Origin of the sequence: Synechococcus sp. KORDI-52 (genome assembly GCF_000737595.1) — a bacterium.
Classification (GTDB): domain Bacteria; phylum Cyanobacteriota; class Cyanobacteriia; order PCC-6307; family Cyanobiaceae; genus Parasynechococcus.
Map to the genome: position 1 here is coordinate 2,312,609 of NZ_CP006271.1, position 15,205 is coordinate 2,327,813.

Annotated in this window: 15 protein-coding genes; 12 read left to right on the top strand and 3 right to left on the bottom strand. The window is 51.1% G+C overall.

Features of this window, described 5'->3' with window-relative positions; genetic code table 11:
- Nucleotides 1–25: 25 nt before the first annotated feature.
- The 8 genes from KR52_RS14555 to KR52_RS11835 all read left to right on the top strand — a co-directional run bounded on the left by KR52_RS14555 (nucleotide 26) and on the right by KR52_RS11835 (nucleotide 8,793).
- On the top strand, nucleotides 26–502 hold the full coding sequence (locus KR52_RS14555; RefSeq protein WP_156957743.1) for a GspH/FimT family protein: 477 nt from the start codon (nucleotides 26–28) through the stop codon (nucleotides 500–502).
- Nucleotides 478–1,854, top strand: coding sequence for a calcium-binding protein (locus KR52_RS14685; RefSeq protein WP_162175633.1), 1,377 nt, complete (start codon nucleotides 478–480; stop codon nucleotides 1,852–1,854). The genes KR52_RS14555 and KR52_RS14685 overlap by 25 nt, the downstream gene beginning before the upstream one ends.
- A gap of 684 nt (nucleotides 1,855–2,538) precedes the next feature.
- The gene (locus KR52_RS14560) at nucleotides 2,539–3,066 is read left to right on the top strand and encodes a hypothetical protein (RefSeq protein ID WP_156957744.1); all 528 of its coding nucleotides are present in this window, start codon (nucleotides 2,539–2,541) and stop codon (nucleotides 3,064–3,066) included.
- A 528-nt stretch (nucleotides 3,067–3,594) separates the two neighbouring features.
- Complete coding sequence (locus tag KR52_RS13870; protein WP_253912403.1) at nucleotides 3,595–4,161, top strand: type IV pilin protein; 567 nt, start codon at nucleotides 3,595–3,597, stop codon at nucleotides 4,159–4,161.
- Between the two features lie 6 nt (nucleotides 4,162–4,167).
- Nucleotides 4,168–5,868: a hypothetical protein gene (locus KR52_RS11820; RefSeq protein ID WP_253912404.1), complete on the top strand. Its 1,701-nt coding sequence runs from the start codon at nucleotides 4,168–4,170 to the stop codon at nucleotides 5,866–5,868.
- Nucleotides 5,869–5,959: 91 nt separating this feature from the next.
- Nucleotides 5,960–6,457 carry a prepilin-type N-terminal cleavage/methylation domain-containing protein gene (locus KR52_RS11825; protein ID WP_253912405.1) on the top strand — a complete coding sequence of 166 codons (498 nt, stop codon included), beginning with the start codon at nucleotides 5,960–5,962 and terminating at the stop codon, nucleotides 6,455–6,457.
- Nucleotides 6,454–7,101 carry a Tfp pilus assembly protein FimT/FimU gene (locus KR52_RS11830; RefSeq protein ID WP_038556166.1) on the top strand — a complete coding sequence of 216 codons (648 nt, stop codon included), beginning with the start codon at nucleotides 6,454–6,456 and terminating at the stop codon, nucleotides 7,099–7,101. Before KR52_RS11825 ends, KR52_RS11830 begins: the two co-directional genes overlap by 4 nt.
- A 204-nt stretch (nucleotides 7,102–7,305) precedes the next feature.
- The gene (locus tag KR52_RS11835; RefSeq protein ID WP_253912406.1) at nucleotides 7,306–8,793 is read left to right on the top strand and encodes a vWA domain-containing protein; all 1,488 of its coding nucleotides are present in this window, start codon (nucleotides 7,306–7,308) and stop codon (nucleotides 8,791–8,793) included.
- A gap of 27 nt (nucleotides 8,794–8,820) precedes the next feature.
- Here KR52_RS11835 and lepA read toward each other — a convergent pair whose 3' ends face one another.
- Nucleotides 8,821–10,641, bottom strand: a complete 1,821-nt coding sequence (gene lepA, locus KR52_RS11840) for a translation elongation factor 4 (RefSeq protein WP_038556172.1) — start codon at nucleotides 10,639–10,641, stop codon at nucleotides 8,821–8,823.
- Between the two features lie 65 nt (nucleotides 10,642–10,706).
- On the opposite strand from lepA, the gene KR52_RS11845 reads away from it, so the two are divergent.
- Nucleotides 10,707–11,033: a multidrug efflux SMR transporter gene (locus tag KR52_RS11845; protein ID WP_038556174.1), complete on the top strand. Its 327-nt coding sequence runs from the start codon at nucleotides 10,707–10,709 to the stop codon at nucleotides 11,031–11,033.
- 3 nt (nucleotides 11,034–11,036) lie between these two features.
- Here KR52_RS11845 and KR52_RS11850 read toward each other — a convergent pair whose 3' ends face one another.
- On the bottom strand, nucleotides 11,037–12,545 hold the full coding sequence (locus KR52_RS11850; RefSeq protein WP_038556176.1) for a malate:quinone oxidoreductase: 1,509 nt from the start codon (nucleotides 12,543–12,545) through the stop codon (nucleotides 11,037–11,039).
- A gap of 80 nt (nucleotides 12,546–12,625) precedes the next feature.
- On the opposite strand from KR52_RS11850, the gene KR52_RS11855 reads away from it, so the two are divergent.
- Nucleotides 12,626–12,871, top strand: coding sequence for a NifU family protein (locus KR52_RS11855; RefSeq protein WP_011128549.1), 246 nt, complete (start codon nucleotides 12,626–12,628; stop codon nucleotides 12,869–12,871).
- Nucleotides 12,872–12,924: 53 nt separating this feature from the next.
- On the top strand, nucleotides 12,925–13,158 hold the full coding sequence (locus KR52_RS15370) for a gamma-glutamylcyclotransferase (protein ID WP_371257714.1): 234 nt from the start codon (nucleotides 12,925–12,927) through the stop codon (nucleotides 13,156–13,158).
- On the opposite strand, the gene KR52_RS11860 is transcribed toward KR52_RS15370, so the two are convergent.
- The gene (locus tag KR52_RS11860) at nucleotides 13,155–13,841 is read right to left on the bottom strand and encodes a DUF4079 domain-containing protein (RefSeq protein WP_038556181.1); all 687 of its coding nucleotides are present in this window, start codon (nucleotides 13,839–13,841) and stop codon (nucleotides 13,155–13,157) included. The genes KR52_RS15370 and KR52_RS11860 overlap by 4 nt on opposite strands.
- Nucleotides 13,842–14,027: 186 nt before the next feature.
- Here KR52_RS11860 and KR52_RS11865 point away from each other — a divergent pair, with 186 nt between their 5' ends.
- Nucleotides 14,028–14,750 (top strand): GAF domain-containing protein, encoded by a 723-nt coding sequence (locus KR52_RS11865; RefSeq protein WP_038556183.1) that lies wholly within the window; start codon nucleotides 14,028–14,030, stop codon nucleotides 14,748–14,750.
- Nucleotides 14,751–15,205 lie beyond the last annotated feature (455 nt).

Here is a 15,205-nt window from a genome sequence, read left to right on the forward strand (position 1 = left end):
AGAAGTTTCTTGCGATCAGATAGGGTTGACCCTAATTGAAGCTCTCATAGGAATTACAATAATTGGAGGAATGGTTACATTAGTAATGCCTAGCTTTCTTTTCTACGTTGTTAACAATGAACTGAACAGTTCCACTAAATTAACTGTTGGCTGGCTAGAAGAACTTAGGAAAGAGGCACAGCAGAAAAGTGTAATTTGTAGAGCCTCATGGAATTTTACGGAAGCAACCATTCAAGGCTCATGCGGAGATGATGATCAGACTAAATTACTAGACATTAATTTCACAACTTCTAGAGAAATAGCCATTAACAATCACAGTGGTCCCACGACATGGATCTTTACACCACAAGGAACTAGCACAACCTCAGGACAGGTTGTATTTACATCAAATGACTCGCCTGAAGAAACAGGCCGTTGCATTAAGCTCACAGCTCCGCTTGCCGTTATAGGAGCTGGCAAACGATCTTCCTCAGGAATATGCGATTTTACAAAAATCTTCTAAGCAGAAAACTAACTGAATTAGGTTTCTCACTTGTTGATGTGCTTGTTTCAAGCACGATTGGTGCAATAGTTTTAGCAGCTGTACTTTCACTGTTGCTGAGTAATTCGGAAACAAGTGAAAATTTAGCAAATTCCCAAAGGTCAAGGAGGCGTTGGAATCGGGCTGCTCATTTTATAAATTCGGAAATCGCGCAAAGCAGGTTTGTCACGACGGATTCATCAGATATAAACCTAAATCAATGTAGTACACCAATTATTCCTGGTAATTTCAAATTCGCGCTTGTTACTACATCAAGCAATGATCCCTCTATATATTACACCCAAGACAATGAATCAGGATCAAAAGATTGGGTTGGCGAGAGCAGCTTGTGGAGATGTGGGCCTAGTATTGACGAAAACGGTTATTACAAACAAGGTGAACCTTTAAGTCAAGAATTATTGACTGACGGTATGAAGGAGAGCCAATCCTGTTCCTTAACAATTAACAGCCCTGTCAACGCGAAAGCAAATTCAATTGAGTACAATTTGTGTCTCATGGGAGCTGGAGATAACGAGTATTCTCAAACAATTACAGCTTACTCTCGTATAAACACAGTCAATACTGCTCCAACTACTAACAGTGTATGTTTTCCAAACCAGCAAGTCGAGGGTTTGATTTCTGTTGAGGGTTCTGAAGATTCAGAAACGCTGAGCGCTGCAGGATCTAGCGCGAGCCTCATATGTGGATTTGGTGGTGGAGACACAATCATAGGTTCGGACTTCAACGACATCATCGAGGCAGGGAATAACCAGGACGATGATGATTCCGATGCTGATGCAGACTCTGATTCCGATTCCGATTCCGACTCTGATTCCGATTCCGATTCCGATTCCGATTCCGACTCTGATTCCGATTCCGATTCCGATTCCGATTCCGATTCCGATTCCGATTCCGATTCCGATTCTGATTCAAACTCTGATTCAAACTCTGATTCAAACTCCGATTCCGATTCCGGAGCTCAGCTCAATGGTGGTGGAGGGAATGACTACCTGCTAGGAGGAAATAACGATGACGAAATAAATGGAGATGCTGATGATGATATTTTAATTAGCAATGGAGGTAACGACGAAATGAATGGTGGGCCTGGGAATGACCAGTATGTAGTTGACACAGGCACTATCAATATTACTGACGAGAGTGGACTAGACATAGTGTATATAAAGCTCAATAAAGAAGATGTCAGCAACTTGCAAAGTTGTACAAAGACTAGTTGCACTCTGACCTATAATTTAAATGGTTCCGCGAGCTCTTTTTCTGGAGCAGGAATTGATTCAATTATATTTTTGGATAGTCGCTACGATTTAGATGATTGACCTACGCTAATTCTATACGCATCAACAAATTGTACTATTTGCAATGAATCAACCCAACACTAGCAAAGCGAATTTAAAAAATTTTGGTCTTAATTTTTTCAAGACACTTTTCCAATAAAAACGTTCAATATCTTGAAAACCAGCAAGTCGACAAAGATAGCAAAATGAAGACAGAAAATTGAGCAAATTAAATTTATAAGGACAAATATTTCTTGAGGCTTCCTAAATCAGGTTTCAATATATCGAGCAATTGAAAAAAGAGAATTTTTTTAGCGTGAAAGAGTAAAGTCTATTAACAAAAAGCAAAGACTAACTAAATTTGAATTATGTTAGTTCTGCATAAAAACTCAGAGAAGGTTGACTACTAAGAAGGCAATAATTATACATGATAAAAGATCTCCAGGCCACTAAGGTCAATGAATAGAGGCAAGCAAGCAGAAAATTTCAACATAATTAATAACAACCAAAGTCAATATCTGCGACCTCGACTATAAGGGGAATTAAAATTACAATGCAATTACTTTGAATTCTAAATACCCCCCCCTCAGAGAAGAAAAGGTTCACAAAAATATTGAATAATCATCTTATTATCATATACTGCATTAGCGACTCTCACTAAATACTAATAAAGGTCGATTCGCGCACCAATAGGCTAGCAGTATCTAAGATAAAAAGTTAATGGAGATGTCCAGAACTAAAAGCAACAGCATAAATGGCTTTACGAGCATAGACTTACTGTTGGGTTCCTCTTTATTATCAACTGCATTTGCATTAATATCACAATTCTCGAACCCCACAATAAATACAGCCGTAAACGCAACTCAAAATTCAAAAATTAATCAAGCAATCGCTTCAAGAATAGAAAAAATACGTGAAGTTTCATTCTTTCATCTTTGTGAAAAAAACAAGTATATAGACAAAAGAGATGAATGCCGTTCAGATCATATCTACCAACAAAAATATGACTTGACATCCCTAAAAAAATACTGCAAAACCAATACTCTTGGAAGTTCTCTTTTGCACGAACTTGAAAGCCACCCAAGCAAGCTGACAGAAAACTTCAACATAACTGATTACGATAGAACAGCTCAATCGGCTCTTATCTCTACAGATATCGTGGCTTCAGGAAATCAAATAAAATTGTCATTTAATAGTGGCTCGGATGTAAATGTTTCAACAATTATTATACCTCACTCTTATATTTGGTGCTAAAAACCATAAAATAGATTTTAAGAATCGTCATTTTGGAGAAGAGACTGGCCTATTTAATAAAGCGATTCGACTATGCTGAAACCAGAATTACTTTATTGTTTGAACATCTCAGCTTTTCAAAAATATAGATGACGACTAATCAAGAGATTTATTTATTATTTTTGCTCAACTACCTTACAAATTCCTCTCTTTAAGCTAGGCCGGATTAAGTGAGGCATCTCCAGGGAATGTTATAAGATTCAAGCTCTATCAAAAGCTGTTTAATTCCTTCACTCTTAACACTGCCTCGTCAAATCTAGTTGATCGGACTATTCTTTAACAATGATCTATCAACAATAACCGATAAAATAAATCAAAGCAATTCCAAGGCAAGCTGGTTTCATTAAGAAAAAGCACTCATTTTAATGCATTAATTGCCATACAAGAGCTCATTCTACCTTGAATCTGGGCCTGTGGTAATCCCTTATTTCTCTATCCAATAGATTTAATATCACGAACATAGAGATTATTAATTTAAAAAATAAAAAAGTGCGGGAAGCATTGAAAAAATTCACAGACAAGACTAATCAGATCCTCATAGTAAGCCGCATGGGAAGGTCTATTATTTCAATGTCAAAGAGGTTGTGGAAGCGCATGTACTCGCAAGACGAGCAAGGATTTACTCTCATAGAAGCATTATTATCAGTTGTGATATTAGGCACACTCACTGCCATCGCCATCCCAAATTTCCAGAGCAGTATTAATCGAACACAACAAAATGAAGCAGCTTCAACAATTTCACAAATTCAGACAACCATTGCAGCTTATGCCGACGAATTCGGGGTTCTACCCAACAGCTGGGCTGATCTCAATGACACGAGTGCCGTCATGACAGACAATGGTCCAGCCACAAATAACAATTTTCAAGCAATTACTCTGGCTGGCGGTTATTACGATGTTTCTGTTAGCAATGCTTCTAACCTTTACACCATCACTGCAACACGTGATGATAAACCAACACTCAATATCATTGCTTGTATTAACTTAACAAATGGCGCCAGTGCCATCAACAAGGGCAGCTCCACCTCTGCTGCCTCATCACCCAACTGCGGATAAATGAAATTGAGAAGTTCTGCTTGCACAAAGAATTTATCTCGCAAAAGTCCTAAACAGGATGAAGGACTTTCATTGTTGGTGTCTTTAATGATGGGAATGGTATTAGTCGCTGGAGCTACTGGACTGCTGCATCGTCAACTGATGGCGCGAAAGCTTGGAGCTGCTGAAAGTTACCAGCAAATGGCCGAAACGGCTGCACTGAATGGATTCAATAGAATCCTCAGCGAACTCAACAACGATGACAATACCAATTACAAAGGATACCTCTTCACTCTCGATCACCACGGCGGAGATATTGACAGTTCAGGAAGCGAAAAATGGGGATGGAATGCGTCAAACCAGGTAAATTTTCCTTTAAGAGAAATTTGCACGAGTCGCAGCCCATTGCCTGAAGCCGTTCCGGCAAGCTCAAGCAACGGAGAACCTCCCTACATCGCTCTGACGCAGAGTGCATCAAGCCAAAGGGATGACGGGAAAGCCAACATTCAACTGCAATACCGCTTACGCGGGTACACCACAACTGCAACTGCCAACAACAACGGAGCAGGAGAAGGTCGCTTTCAGGTTGAGGGACTTGTGGTACGCAATGGGGATGAAGCGAACAAGGGCTACCTCGCCAGAACCCTCCTGCTTCGTTCGCTCTATGTGAGCTCAATCGTTGCCGGAGAAGGAGATTGGGCCGTCCTGGCAGGGCAGACACTCTCCCTGGGAGACACCGAAATTCTCACAAGTAACGGATCTGCAGGGGACGGCAAGGTTTTACTGAACGTCAACTCTACAGATCGCTATCTCAACGCAAACGGATGCCTTGCCACCAATCTGCTCGAAGATGTGGGTGGTAGCGCCACAAACACAAACCTCGATAGCAGAATCGTACCTATCCTTGATAAGGGATTGCCGACAACCACATTGTGGAACCTCGGCCTGACCCAGGACAAAGCAAGTGGCTCCGACAAAGTCCGAATTTGGAGCTTTGATGACACAGATGCTTTAACGAACTGCTCGTCCATCGTCTGCAGTCGGGAGGTGGATTCAGCCGACGCCGATCAACGGGATGACCTGGTCAACAATGCCGATTCTGTGATCCGACTAAGTGAGGCAGAACTCTGCCAGGGAACAGGAGCCGACTGCCACGTTTTTGTGGAACATATCAATCTCACCAAAACACGATTGTTGATCGAAACCAGTGCAAATCGCCCTGTCGTTCTGCATTTGGAATACCCCGGTACCTCCACCGTGGACCCCTCTGAACCCGGGATCACGGGGAGCATAAACCTTGAGAGCGGTGCACAGCTCTGTGGGGTAAACGCCGGCGAAGACACTTGCAATGGACAAGCGCAGCAGCTGATTATCGTGTCGGGGGCACCCAAACCAAGCAGTGTGCGCAGCTGCGCAGTTTCACCGGACGATGATCAGTATGTGCTTGCCTTTGACGGCAACAGCCTTCCTGCTGCCAGCGTGCATCTGCTTCCCGGCATTGTGAAAACAGGGAACAGCAACACCAGCCTGACTGGACTGATCTGGGCCGACGGCATCTGCACCGATGCTGGCCCGTTTGATCTGATCACAAGCAGTAGCGGCAGCAGCACTGTTGTTCGTGAACTGAACGAGCAGTGGAAATGGGATGACCAGAACTTTCCAGGCTATGGACAAATGGTGACGCGTGGCATCCGCGGCACAGGCCTTGATACTTTCAGGCGCTGGTAATTCAACCCTCAGGCGGTATTAATGTGCAAGCAATAGCAATCAACTATAAAAGGAGATAGTAAAAGCCGCGTTAATCGAGTGATGCCATAGCGTGCGAAACTCTTCTTGCTATCGACTTCTGAAGCGATCAATCAAACCAATCAATGGTTTTACTTTGATCGAAGTGATTATTGCTGGATTGCTTCTTGCTACGGCGATGGCGGCGGTGAGTCGGATGTCTGTAGCAGCCTTAAGCAGTAGTGCAAAATTGTCTGATCGTGCTCGGATTGAAGCAGCCATTAATGACAATATCCAGGCGATGCAAAAAGAAGATTCCTACTACACAGATCAATGGATTATCGACGACGGAGGACAAGCTGCTCTGGATAATGCATGCAGCAATCCCCCTGCAGCACTCAGCAGTCACCTCCAAAAGGTTGTGCCGGAACTGCGCATCACAACGATTCAACGCAGCTTTGATAGCATCTCAATCCCTGGAATTCTCCGCATTGTCTATCGCTTTGAAGGTCCCGAACAACAGGTCAAAACAGAACAACGAATCATTGAAATGACCCCAAACTTTGCAGCAACCTGTTACAGGACGCGATGAAACCAAAATCAGCAGGATTTTCATTTGTTGAACTCCTTGTGGCGATGGTGATCATGACCATCGCACTATCCGCATCGATTCCGTCCTACCAGCGCAACATGCGCCAGGGTGAAGTCGATCGCTACACCCAGCAGTTGGAATCTGGATTTTTTGGTCTACGCGCCAAACTTGGCCAGCAGAAGACCAGTTGCACCTTGAACTTTGGGCAAAATGGCCTGAACAACTTCGTCGCCCCCGCCAATTTGGTGGAAATGAAGGATCATCCGGAACGGATGGAATGTTGCAACAGCGATATTGAGGCCGCTGGCCGTTCCAGCGGCTGTGCTTACGGCCCTGAGATTGGAGCTTTACTGGCAGTAGGAACCAGCGGGGCGGACAAGGACAACATCATCCGCAACCGATCACTGCGCTTGCTCGATCGCGAGGGAACAACAGAGTCAAAGGCTGTGGAAATGAGCGTGAATCTGGCGAATTACGAACTCACGCCTCCTGGAACCAGCACCATGTCAGACAACCTTGTTTTTTTAATTCGATCCACCAACACAGAGGAGCAACGCTTGCGTACGCGCTGCGTTCAGATTTCAGGAACCGGCACCGTGACCAGAGGCAGTTGGGATGCATCAACCTCAAGCTGTATGGAGTAAAACACTCTCACACACTCCTCAGAACATCATCACGCCGAACCCAGATCATCAGCACAACAATCGAAGACAATAAAAATATGAAGCAATGAAGGCGTCATGCAGCCAAAACCGGTTATTAGCAGAATTCAACCGAAGTCGAAGCGCAACGGTTATGCAAGCATGAGTGAAATGGTCGTTGCAGCGACAGTCGGAACCGTATTAACAATGGCCTCCGGAGTGGCCTTGCATTCCACGGGCACATTGATCAATCAAACCGAAGACAAAGCAACGCTGCGTCAGAATTCCACCAACGGGATGCGTCTGATGCGCTCAGAAATTGAGAGAAGCATGCACCTTGTGCTCAACAAATCAGAGGCATTCAGCGACGATCAAGCGCATATCAACCTGAGTGACAGCCGTTACACGACCTTGGTGAGCGAGTGCAAGGCTCTTGCCGGCAATCGTCCCTTCAAGCCCGTCTTCGGCGTGAAGATGATTGAATTGAATGAACCTGTTCTCTACGGCATGAGCCTCGGATCAGGGGGATTCACGATCGAGCGTTGCGGGGCACCCCTGGACCCAGATGGAAAATACAATGAGACAGCCAGCGTTTTTCTTTCCCGCGTTCTCGAAGACGTTGGTGCGATTCCCTGCCGTAAGGAAAGCGAACTCCAAGAAGGTGAAAGTCTGGCCACTGTGTGTGAAGAAGATGGCCCCACCAAGGCTGACATTCTGAACAGCACAGATTTCACCTTTACCGCCGGCAAAACCCCAAGCCGTTCGGAACGCCAACCCGCGCTACGCGTAGAAACCGACACCAATTACAAGTTGGTGAAGTTCATTGACCCGACCGAAGCAGAAGACACCATTAGCGAAAGCTTTATCAACAAGCTTGGGGTGGGTGATCGACAGGTGACCTATCAACCCCTGTATTTCACTGCCTTCGCACGCGCCGATAAGCGCGTGGAGAACTTTGGAGACGAGGGCCAGGGGGGACCGCTGACCGGCGCCTTCTTCCAGAACATCACAAGCAGCAATGTGCGCTTTGTGATCGACGGATCAGGATCCATGAGTGCCTGCGTGATGTGGGGTGATGGCTATGGCTCTTGGCGCACCTTCTATGACCCCAACCGAGGACGCTACCGGGACACACGACGGATTTGCGCCCTGACGCGCATGGAAGCCTTGATCAGTGAGATGACAATGATTCTTGAGCAGCTGCCAAACAACACCAAGATCGGACTCACCTCATTCAGTTCCAGTGGCTACAGGAACAACAAGGAGTGGAGTGAATCGACGAATGGACTGGTTCGCTTGGGGGACTCAGGCAAACGCGACTCAGCCATTCAGTTTGTCAACACCTTGGACAATGAACGGGTGACCCGATGGGGGGGAACTGATCCCTGGAATGCCATTCAAAAAGCCTTCGACGACACCGAAACAGACACGCTTTACCTGATGTCCGATGGTCAGCCCAACCGGGATCGCAATGGCGGGAGTTGGTCGAGCATGGATTATCAACCCACTGCAAACCACTATGCGGAAGGAAACATCAACCGCAAACACAACGGTGAAGACCGTGCGCTGATTGTGAATTCAACCTCCCTGGGCCTGGAGTCACCCTGGCTGGAACAACTTTCTGTGCTCACCCAAGGTTATTACAACCAAGTCGACAAGGATTCATTAACAGAGAGCCAAGAAAACATCAGTTGATCCGTCCAATGGAGATGAGAAGGAAGCTCAGCTTCCCCCTCCGTCGTTGAGCTTGAGCACAGCCATGAAGGCCTCTTGCGGCACATCCACCTTGCCCATGGCCTTCATCCGCTTTTTGCCTTTGGCCTGCTTCTTCAACAGTTTCTTCTTTCGGGAGATATCACCGCCATAGCACTTGGCGAGCACGTCCTTACGGATGGCACTGATGCTGGTGGAGGCAATGATCCGGCTTCCGATTGAGGCCTGAATCGGGATCTTGAACTGCTGGCGGGGAATTAGTTCCTTGAGTTTCTCCACCAGCGCCTTGCCCACGTTGTAGGCCTTGTCCTGATGGACGATTGTGGTGAGAGCGTCGGCGCGCTCACCGTTGATCAGCACATCCAGGCGCACCAATTGGTTCTTGCGGTAGCCGATCAGGCTGTATTCCATCGAGGCATAGCCCTGGGTGCGGGTCTTCATCTGATCGAAGAAGTCGGTCACCACCTCGGCGAGAGGTAATTCATAGATCAACGTCACCCGATCGGTGGTGATGTATTTCATGTCGATGTAGTCACCGCGCCGTTCCTGGCACAAGCCCATCAGAGCACCGTTGTAATCATTCGGCGTATAGATCTCCATGCGCACATAGGGCTCTTCGATCGACTCACGCTTCTGCGGATCCGGAAGCGTGGCGGGGTTGTCCACCATCACCTCTGAGCCATCGATCATGTTCACCTTGTAGATCACCGATGGGGCGGTGACGATCAGATCAAGGTCGTACTCGCGCTCCAGGCGCTCCTGCACGATCTCCATGTGCAGCAAGCCGAGGAAGCCGCAGCGGAAGCCGAAGCCCATGGCACTGCTGGTTTCCGGCTCGTACTTCAGCGCCGCATCGGAGAGCTGCAGCTTGTCGAGAGCATCCCTCAGATCCGGATACTGATCAGCCTCGGTGGGGAACAGGCCGCAGAACACCATCGGCTTGGCCTCGGTGTAACCCGGCAACGGCTCATCCGCCGGTGCGTTCACCAGGGTGATCGTGTCGCCGACACGGGCATCGGCCACGGCCTTGATCGACGCCGCCAAGTAGCCCACTTCACCGGCGTGGAGCTCATTCACTTTCCTCTGATCCGGCGCCATGATCCCGATCTCATCGAGCTCATAGGTCTTCTTGCTGGCCATCAACAGCACCTTGTCTTTGCAGTTGATGCGGCCGCTCATCACCCGGAAGTAGACGATCACACCCCGGTAGGGGTCGTAATAGGAATCGAAGATCAACGCCTTGGTGGGCTCCTCCACCGCATCCTTCGGTGGAGGCACCCGATCCACAACGGCCTGCAGAATCTCGGGCACACCCATGCCGGTCTTGGCCGAGCAGGGAATGGCGTTGTCGCAATCGAGGCCGATGATCGCCTCCACTTCCTCCTTGATCCGATCCGGATCTGCACCGGGAAGATCGATCTTGTTCAGCACCGGGATGATCTCGAGATCGTTGTCCAGCGCCAGATACACATTGGCCAGGGTTTGGGCTTCCACACCCTGGCTGGCATCCACCACCAGCAACGCCCCTTCACAGGCCTGCAGGCTGCGGCTCACTTCATAGGAGAAGTCAACGTGGCCAGGGGTGTCGATCAGGTTGAGGACGTATTCCTGTCCATCAGCCGCCGTGTAATTCATCCGGGCGGCCTGGAGCTTGATCGTGATCCCCCGCTCTCGCTCGAGATCCATGTTGTCCAGGAACTGGTCCTGCATGTCCCGGTTGGCCACGGTGCCCGTGTCCTGCAGCAAGCGGTCGGCCAGGGTCGATTTGCCGTGGTCGATGTGGGCAATGATGCAGAAATTGCGGATCCGTGAGACGGGAGCGTCGGTCATGCAGCGGCGGAATCCCGTCTCGGGTCCAGAAAGCGTCGTTGCCACGATCCTAAGGAGCGGCACCAATGGTCATGAGCAATTCCTGGACCCTGCTGCTGCTGGCGATCAGCGCGGAGGTGATCGGCACCTCCTTCCTGCGCTTGTCAGAGGGCATGACCCGACCGCTGCCCACGCTGCTGGTGTTCAGCGCTTACGCCCTGGCGATGGCCTTGCTCTCCAAGGTGGTGTTGAGCATTCCCCTGGGAATCACCTATGCCCTGTGGAGCGGCATCGGCACCGTGGTGATCGTGCTGGTGGGGCGTTTCGCCTACAGCCAGATGTTGCAGCCCGCCCAGTTGGTCGGCATCGGCCTGATCACCGCCGGGGTGGTGTTGGTGAATCTGGGGGAATGACGCTCAGGCGGTGAGCCCCAGCAGGGCATCGCTGCGTTCCCGCATCCGGTTCAACACCTCCGGGTCCTGCTGCGGGTCGTCATGGATGCTGGGCAACAGCGCTTGCAGCCGTTGCTGCCAGGCGTCGCTGTCGAGCCGTTGCTTGAAACAGCGCTGCAGCACCTCCAACATGATCGTCACCGCTGTGCTCGCTCCCGGGGAGGCCCCCAGCAGCGCCGCCAGGGAGCCATCACCGGAGGCCACAACCTCAGTGCCCAGCTGCAGCCGTCCGCCCTGCTTGCTGCGTTTGATGATCTGCACCCGCTGGCCGGCCACCGACAGGGTCCAGTCTTCAGCGCGAGCGGTGGGCATGAACTGCTGCAGCGCCTCATGCCGCTCGGCAGGGCTTTGGCGCAGCTGATTGATCAGGTACTGCACCAGTTCGAGATTGGTGGCGCCCACCTGCAGCATCGGCACCAGATTGGTGGCACGAACGGAAGAGGGGAGATCCAGCAGGGAGCCCTGCTTCAAGAATTTGCTACTGAAGCCCGCAAACGGGCCGAACAGCAGCGAGCGCTTGCCATCGATCCAGCGGGTGTCGAGGTGGGGGACCGACATCGGTGGGGCCCCCACGGCTGCCTTGCCGTAGACCTTGGCCCGCTGACGATCGGCCAGCTGGGCATCACCGCAAACGAGCCAGAGGCCACTCACCGGGAAGCCCGCGAAATCAGCCGCCTCTGGAATCCCGGAGCGTTGCAGCAGCGGCAGGGCACCACCCCCAGCACCAAGGAAAATAAAGGGGGCCCGCACTTCTTTTTTGCCGGAGGGCCCCTTGAGCACCACACGCCAGTCGGCCTCGGTCATGTCGCTGCGGCGCAGCCGTTTGAGGTCCTGCACCTGAGAGCCATAGACAACAGTGAGCGTTCCGCTCTGCTGCAACGGCATCAGGTAGGCCCGGGTGAGGGTGCCGAAGTCCACATCGGTGCCTCGATCAATCCGGGTGGCCGCCACCGGCTGCTTGAGATCACGGCCCGCCATCACCAGGGGCATCCATTCGGTGAGCTCGCTCTGGTCTTCGCTCCAACGCATCCGCGCAAAGGCCGACAGGTCCTTCAGTTGGCTGTAACGCTGACGCAGAAAGGCGATGTTCTCCGGCGTCCACACGGCACTGATGTGGGCCGCCTGGTGGAGGAAGCTGCTGGTGTCGAGGTCACCCCGTTCCTGGAGCGAGCTCCAGAACTCTAGGCTTCGTTCAAACGAGGCATTGATGGCCACAGCTTTGGCCGTCGCGACGGTGCCATCCGCCTGCATCGGGGTGTAGTTCAGCTCACAGTTGGCTGCATGGCCGGTGCCGGCATTGTTCACAGCCGCGCTGCTCTCCAGGGCAGGCGCTTCGAGGCGCTCCACCAACAGCAATCGCAGCTGCGGATCGAGTTCATGCAGCAGCGCCGCCAGGGTGGCGCTCATGATTCCGGCACCCACCAGCACGGCGTCGTAACGGGCCTCTGGGTTGAACGAACCGTCGTGCTGCACCGGAGCTGGAGGGTTAACCGCTCTCGTCACCCTATGGGGCCACTCCGTAACCTTGAGACCTCGATGTCTGGTTCATTCCGATGAGCACTGAAACCATGGCCCTCACGCTGGAGAACGTGGAGAAGGTGCTGGATGAACTGCGTCCCTTCCTGATGGCCGACGGAGGCAACGTTGAGGTAGTGGAGCTGGACGGCCCGATCGTGAAAGTGCGCCTGCAGGGAGCCTGCGGCAGCTGCCCCAGCAGCACGATGACCTTGAAGATGGGCATCGAACGCAAGATGCGCGAATCGATCCCCGAAGTGAGCGAAGTGGTGCAGGTGCTCTGAAGCGCCTCTTCGTCTACGGATCACTGAAAAGCAATGGCAGCGCCCATCACCTGCTGAAGGGCGCCAAACGTGAGGGCGATGGGGTCGTTGATGGGTTCATCGCGATCGAACACCGGGGCTACCCGATGCTGCGACGGGGCGTTGGTGCCGTCTCAGGTGAGGTGTATCAAGTGCCCGACTCTTGCTGGCCCGATTTGGATGTTTGGGAGGAGGTGCCTGATCTGTACCAACGCTCAAGTGTGCCCCTGAGGGATGGCCGCAGGGTATGGCTCTATGAAGCGGCTTAGGGACAGCGCTTCAGAACAAAGTCGCAGGCATACACCGCTGGTTTTTGCCAGCTCAATGGAATTTCAAGCAGATCCCGCGTGCCGGTGATGCCCTGCATCACAAACAGCAGCGCCGCCAGCACCGACGCCGTGACGTGCAAACGACGCAGGCGAAGGTCCCGCAGGATCTCCGGCCGAGCCGCCAGGGAAAACAGCATCAGACCTGTGACGGCAACACCTGCCCAGTAGTGGGACTGCCAAAACGCCGGCGACAAGGGGTTATCCGACAGCCGCCAAACCTCCGGCTGAGCTCCGAGGGTGAGCACACCGACCCAGGTGATCAAGCTGAAGCTGAGGCGCAGGGGGGCCGCCTTGCTTCGCCAAAGTGCAATCAGGCTCGCCACAGTGCCCAGAAGCACGATAAACAGCTGGGTGGCACGCGCCGTACCGCCGGCGAAATCAGCCAGGGGCTCCTTGCTGACGATGACCACCGTCAAGGCGATCAGCACCAGGAGCACCACGCCAGCAGCCAACCAACGACCCAGATCGCTGTGGTCGCGGCCCACGACGGGTGGGTGCTTCACCTTCGCAACACGACGTTGACGCGTCTGCCAAGCCAGACGCACCACCATCCCGATGAGGGGATAAATCACAACAACCGCCAGGGCAGGATGAAGAATCCAGAACCAATCGGTAGTGGTCATCGGCCAGCATCCATGCCTTATCAAGATCAAGCATGGCCAAAGGTCTTGATGCCACTACAAGCTGCGGTGCAAATTTAATTAATCGAACAAATCAAAATTCAAAAAGCGCAACTTTTCGCACCGCACATTTACAGAAAATAAAAAATGCATGTCTTAGACCAAAGGCATGCCTAGTGATCTGAGCCCATGCAGGCAGCCCCCAAGCCGATTAACGAAGCAGCCAGGCTGAGATCACTCAGTGAGTATCGAATCCTGGGAACCAAGCCTGAGAAGGCGTTTGACAACATCACCCGGATGGCCTCAGAGATCTGTCAGTCACCGATTGCACTGATCTCTCTGGTGGATGAAAAACGTCAGTGGTTCAAATCAAAGGTGGGGCTTGAAGCCAGTGAAACCGACCGGGATGTCTCCTTCTGCGCCCATACGATTCTCGATTCCAAGCCTCTTGTTGTGGAGGACGCACTCTTCCACGAAAAGTTCAGAGACAACCCCCTCGTTCAGGAAGAACCCCACATCCGTCTTTACGCGGGCTTCCCCCTCAAAACCGACATCAACCATCGCATCGGAACACTTTGCGTGATTGATCGCATTCCCAAATCACTAACCAATTCGCAATACAAGGTGATGGAGGGCCTGGCCGAGCAGGCCACCACACTTTTAGAGCTCAGACGCCGCTCACTGGCTCTGATGGATGAGTTCTGCCAGATGCACAACCATCAAGGCTTGATCACCACGTGCAGCTACTGCAAATCCATTCGTGACCGGGAAGGTTTCTGGCAGCCGATTGAACAGTTCCTGATGCAGCACAGCACGCTGAACTTCAGCCATGGCATCTGCCCCGACTGCATGAATGAACACTTTCCCGAGATCCAAAGAAGTGAAGCTGAACCTTCGAACAATCGCGGCTGAATTCATGGACGCACAGCAATCAAGACAAGCACCAGTGATCGACACCTCAAATCACACAACAGCCAGGTCAAAGGCCCTTTCGTCATGCCCATGGCAGATGTCCTCTGTCACACGCCCGAATTCAAGCCTTCACGGCTTCACCTCAACGGAAAACACCAAAGTGATCTCCATGTCCCAAGACAGTTGATCGCCAAAGGAAGAAGGTGTCCCTCAAGCGCAGACGAAACGTTCCAAACGAACCCGGTGGTCTTAGCAACTGAGTTGAAATACGGATCCATCGCATTCAGTAGCAAACAAAACCCTCTCCAGCTCGAGCTGCACGACAAGCTTGAATGATCTTGGAAGGTTGTTGTGAACGCTGGTCCTGCTTGCCCAATCCGATTCACCACCCCGGACAACCACAACGAATCACTCGCCGATCAATGCCTGACGGCAGCAGAGATTGAATGGCGACG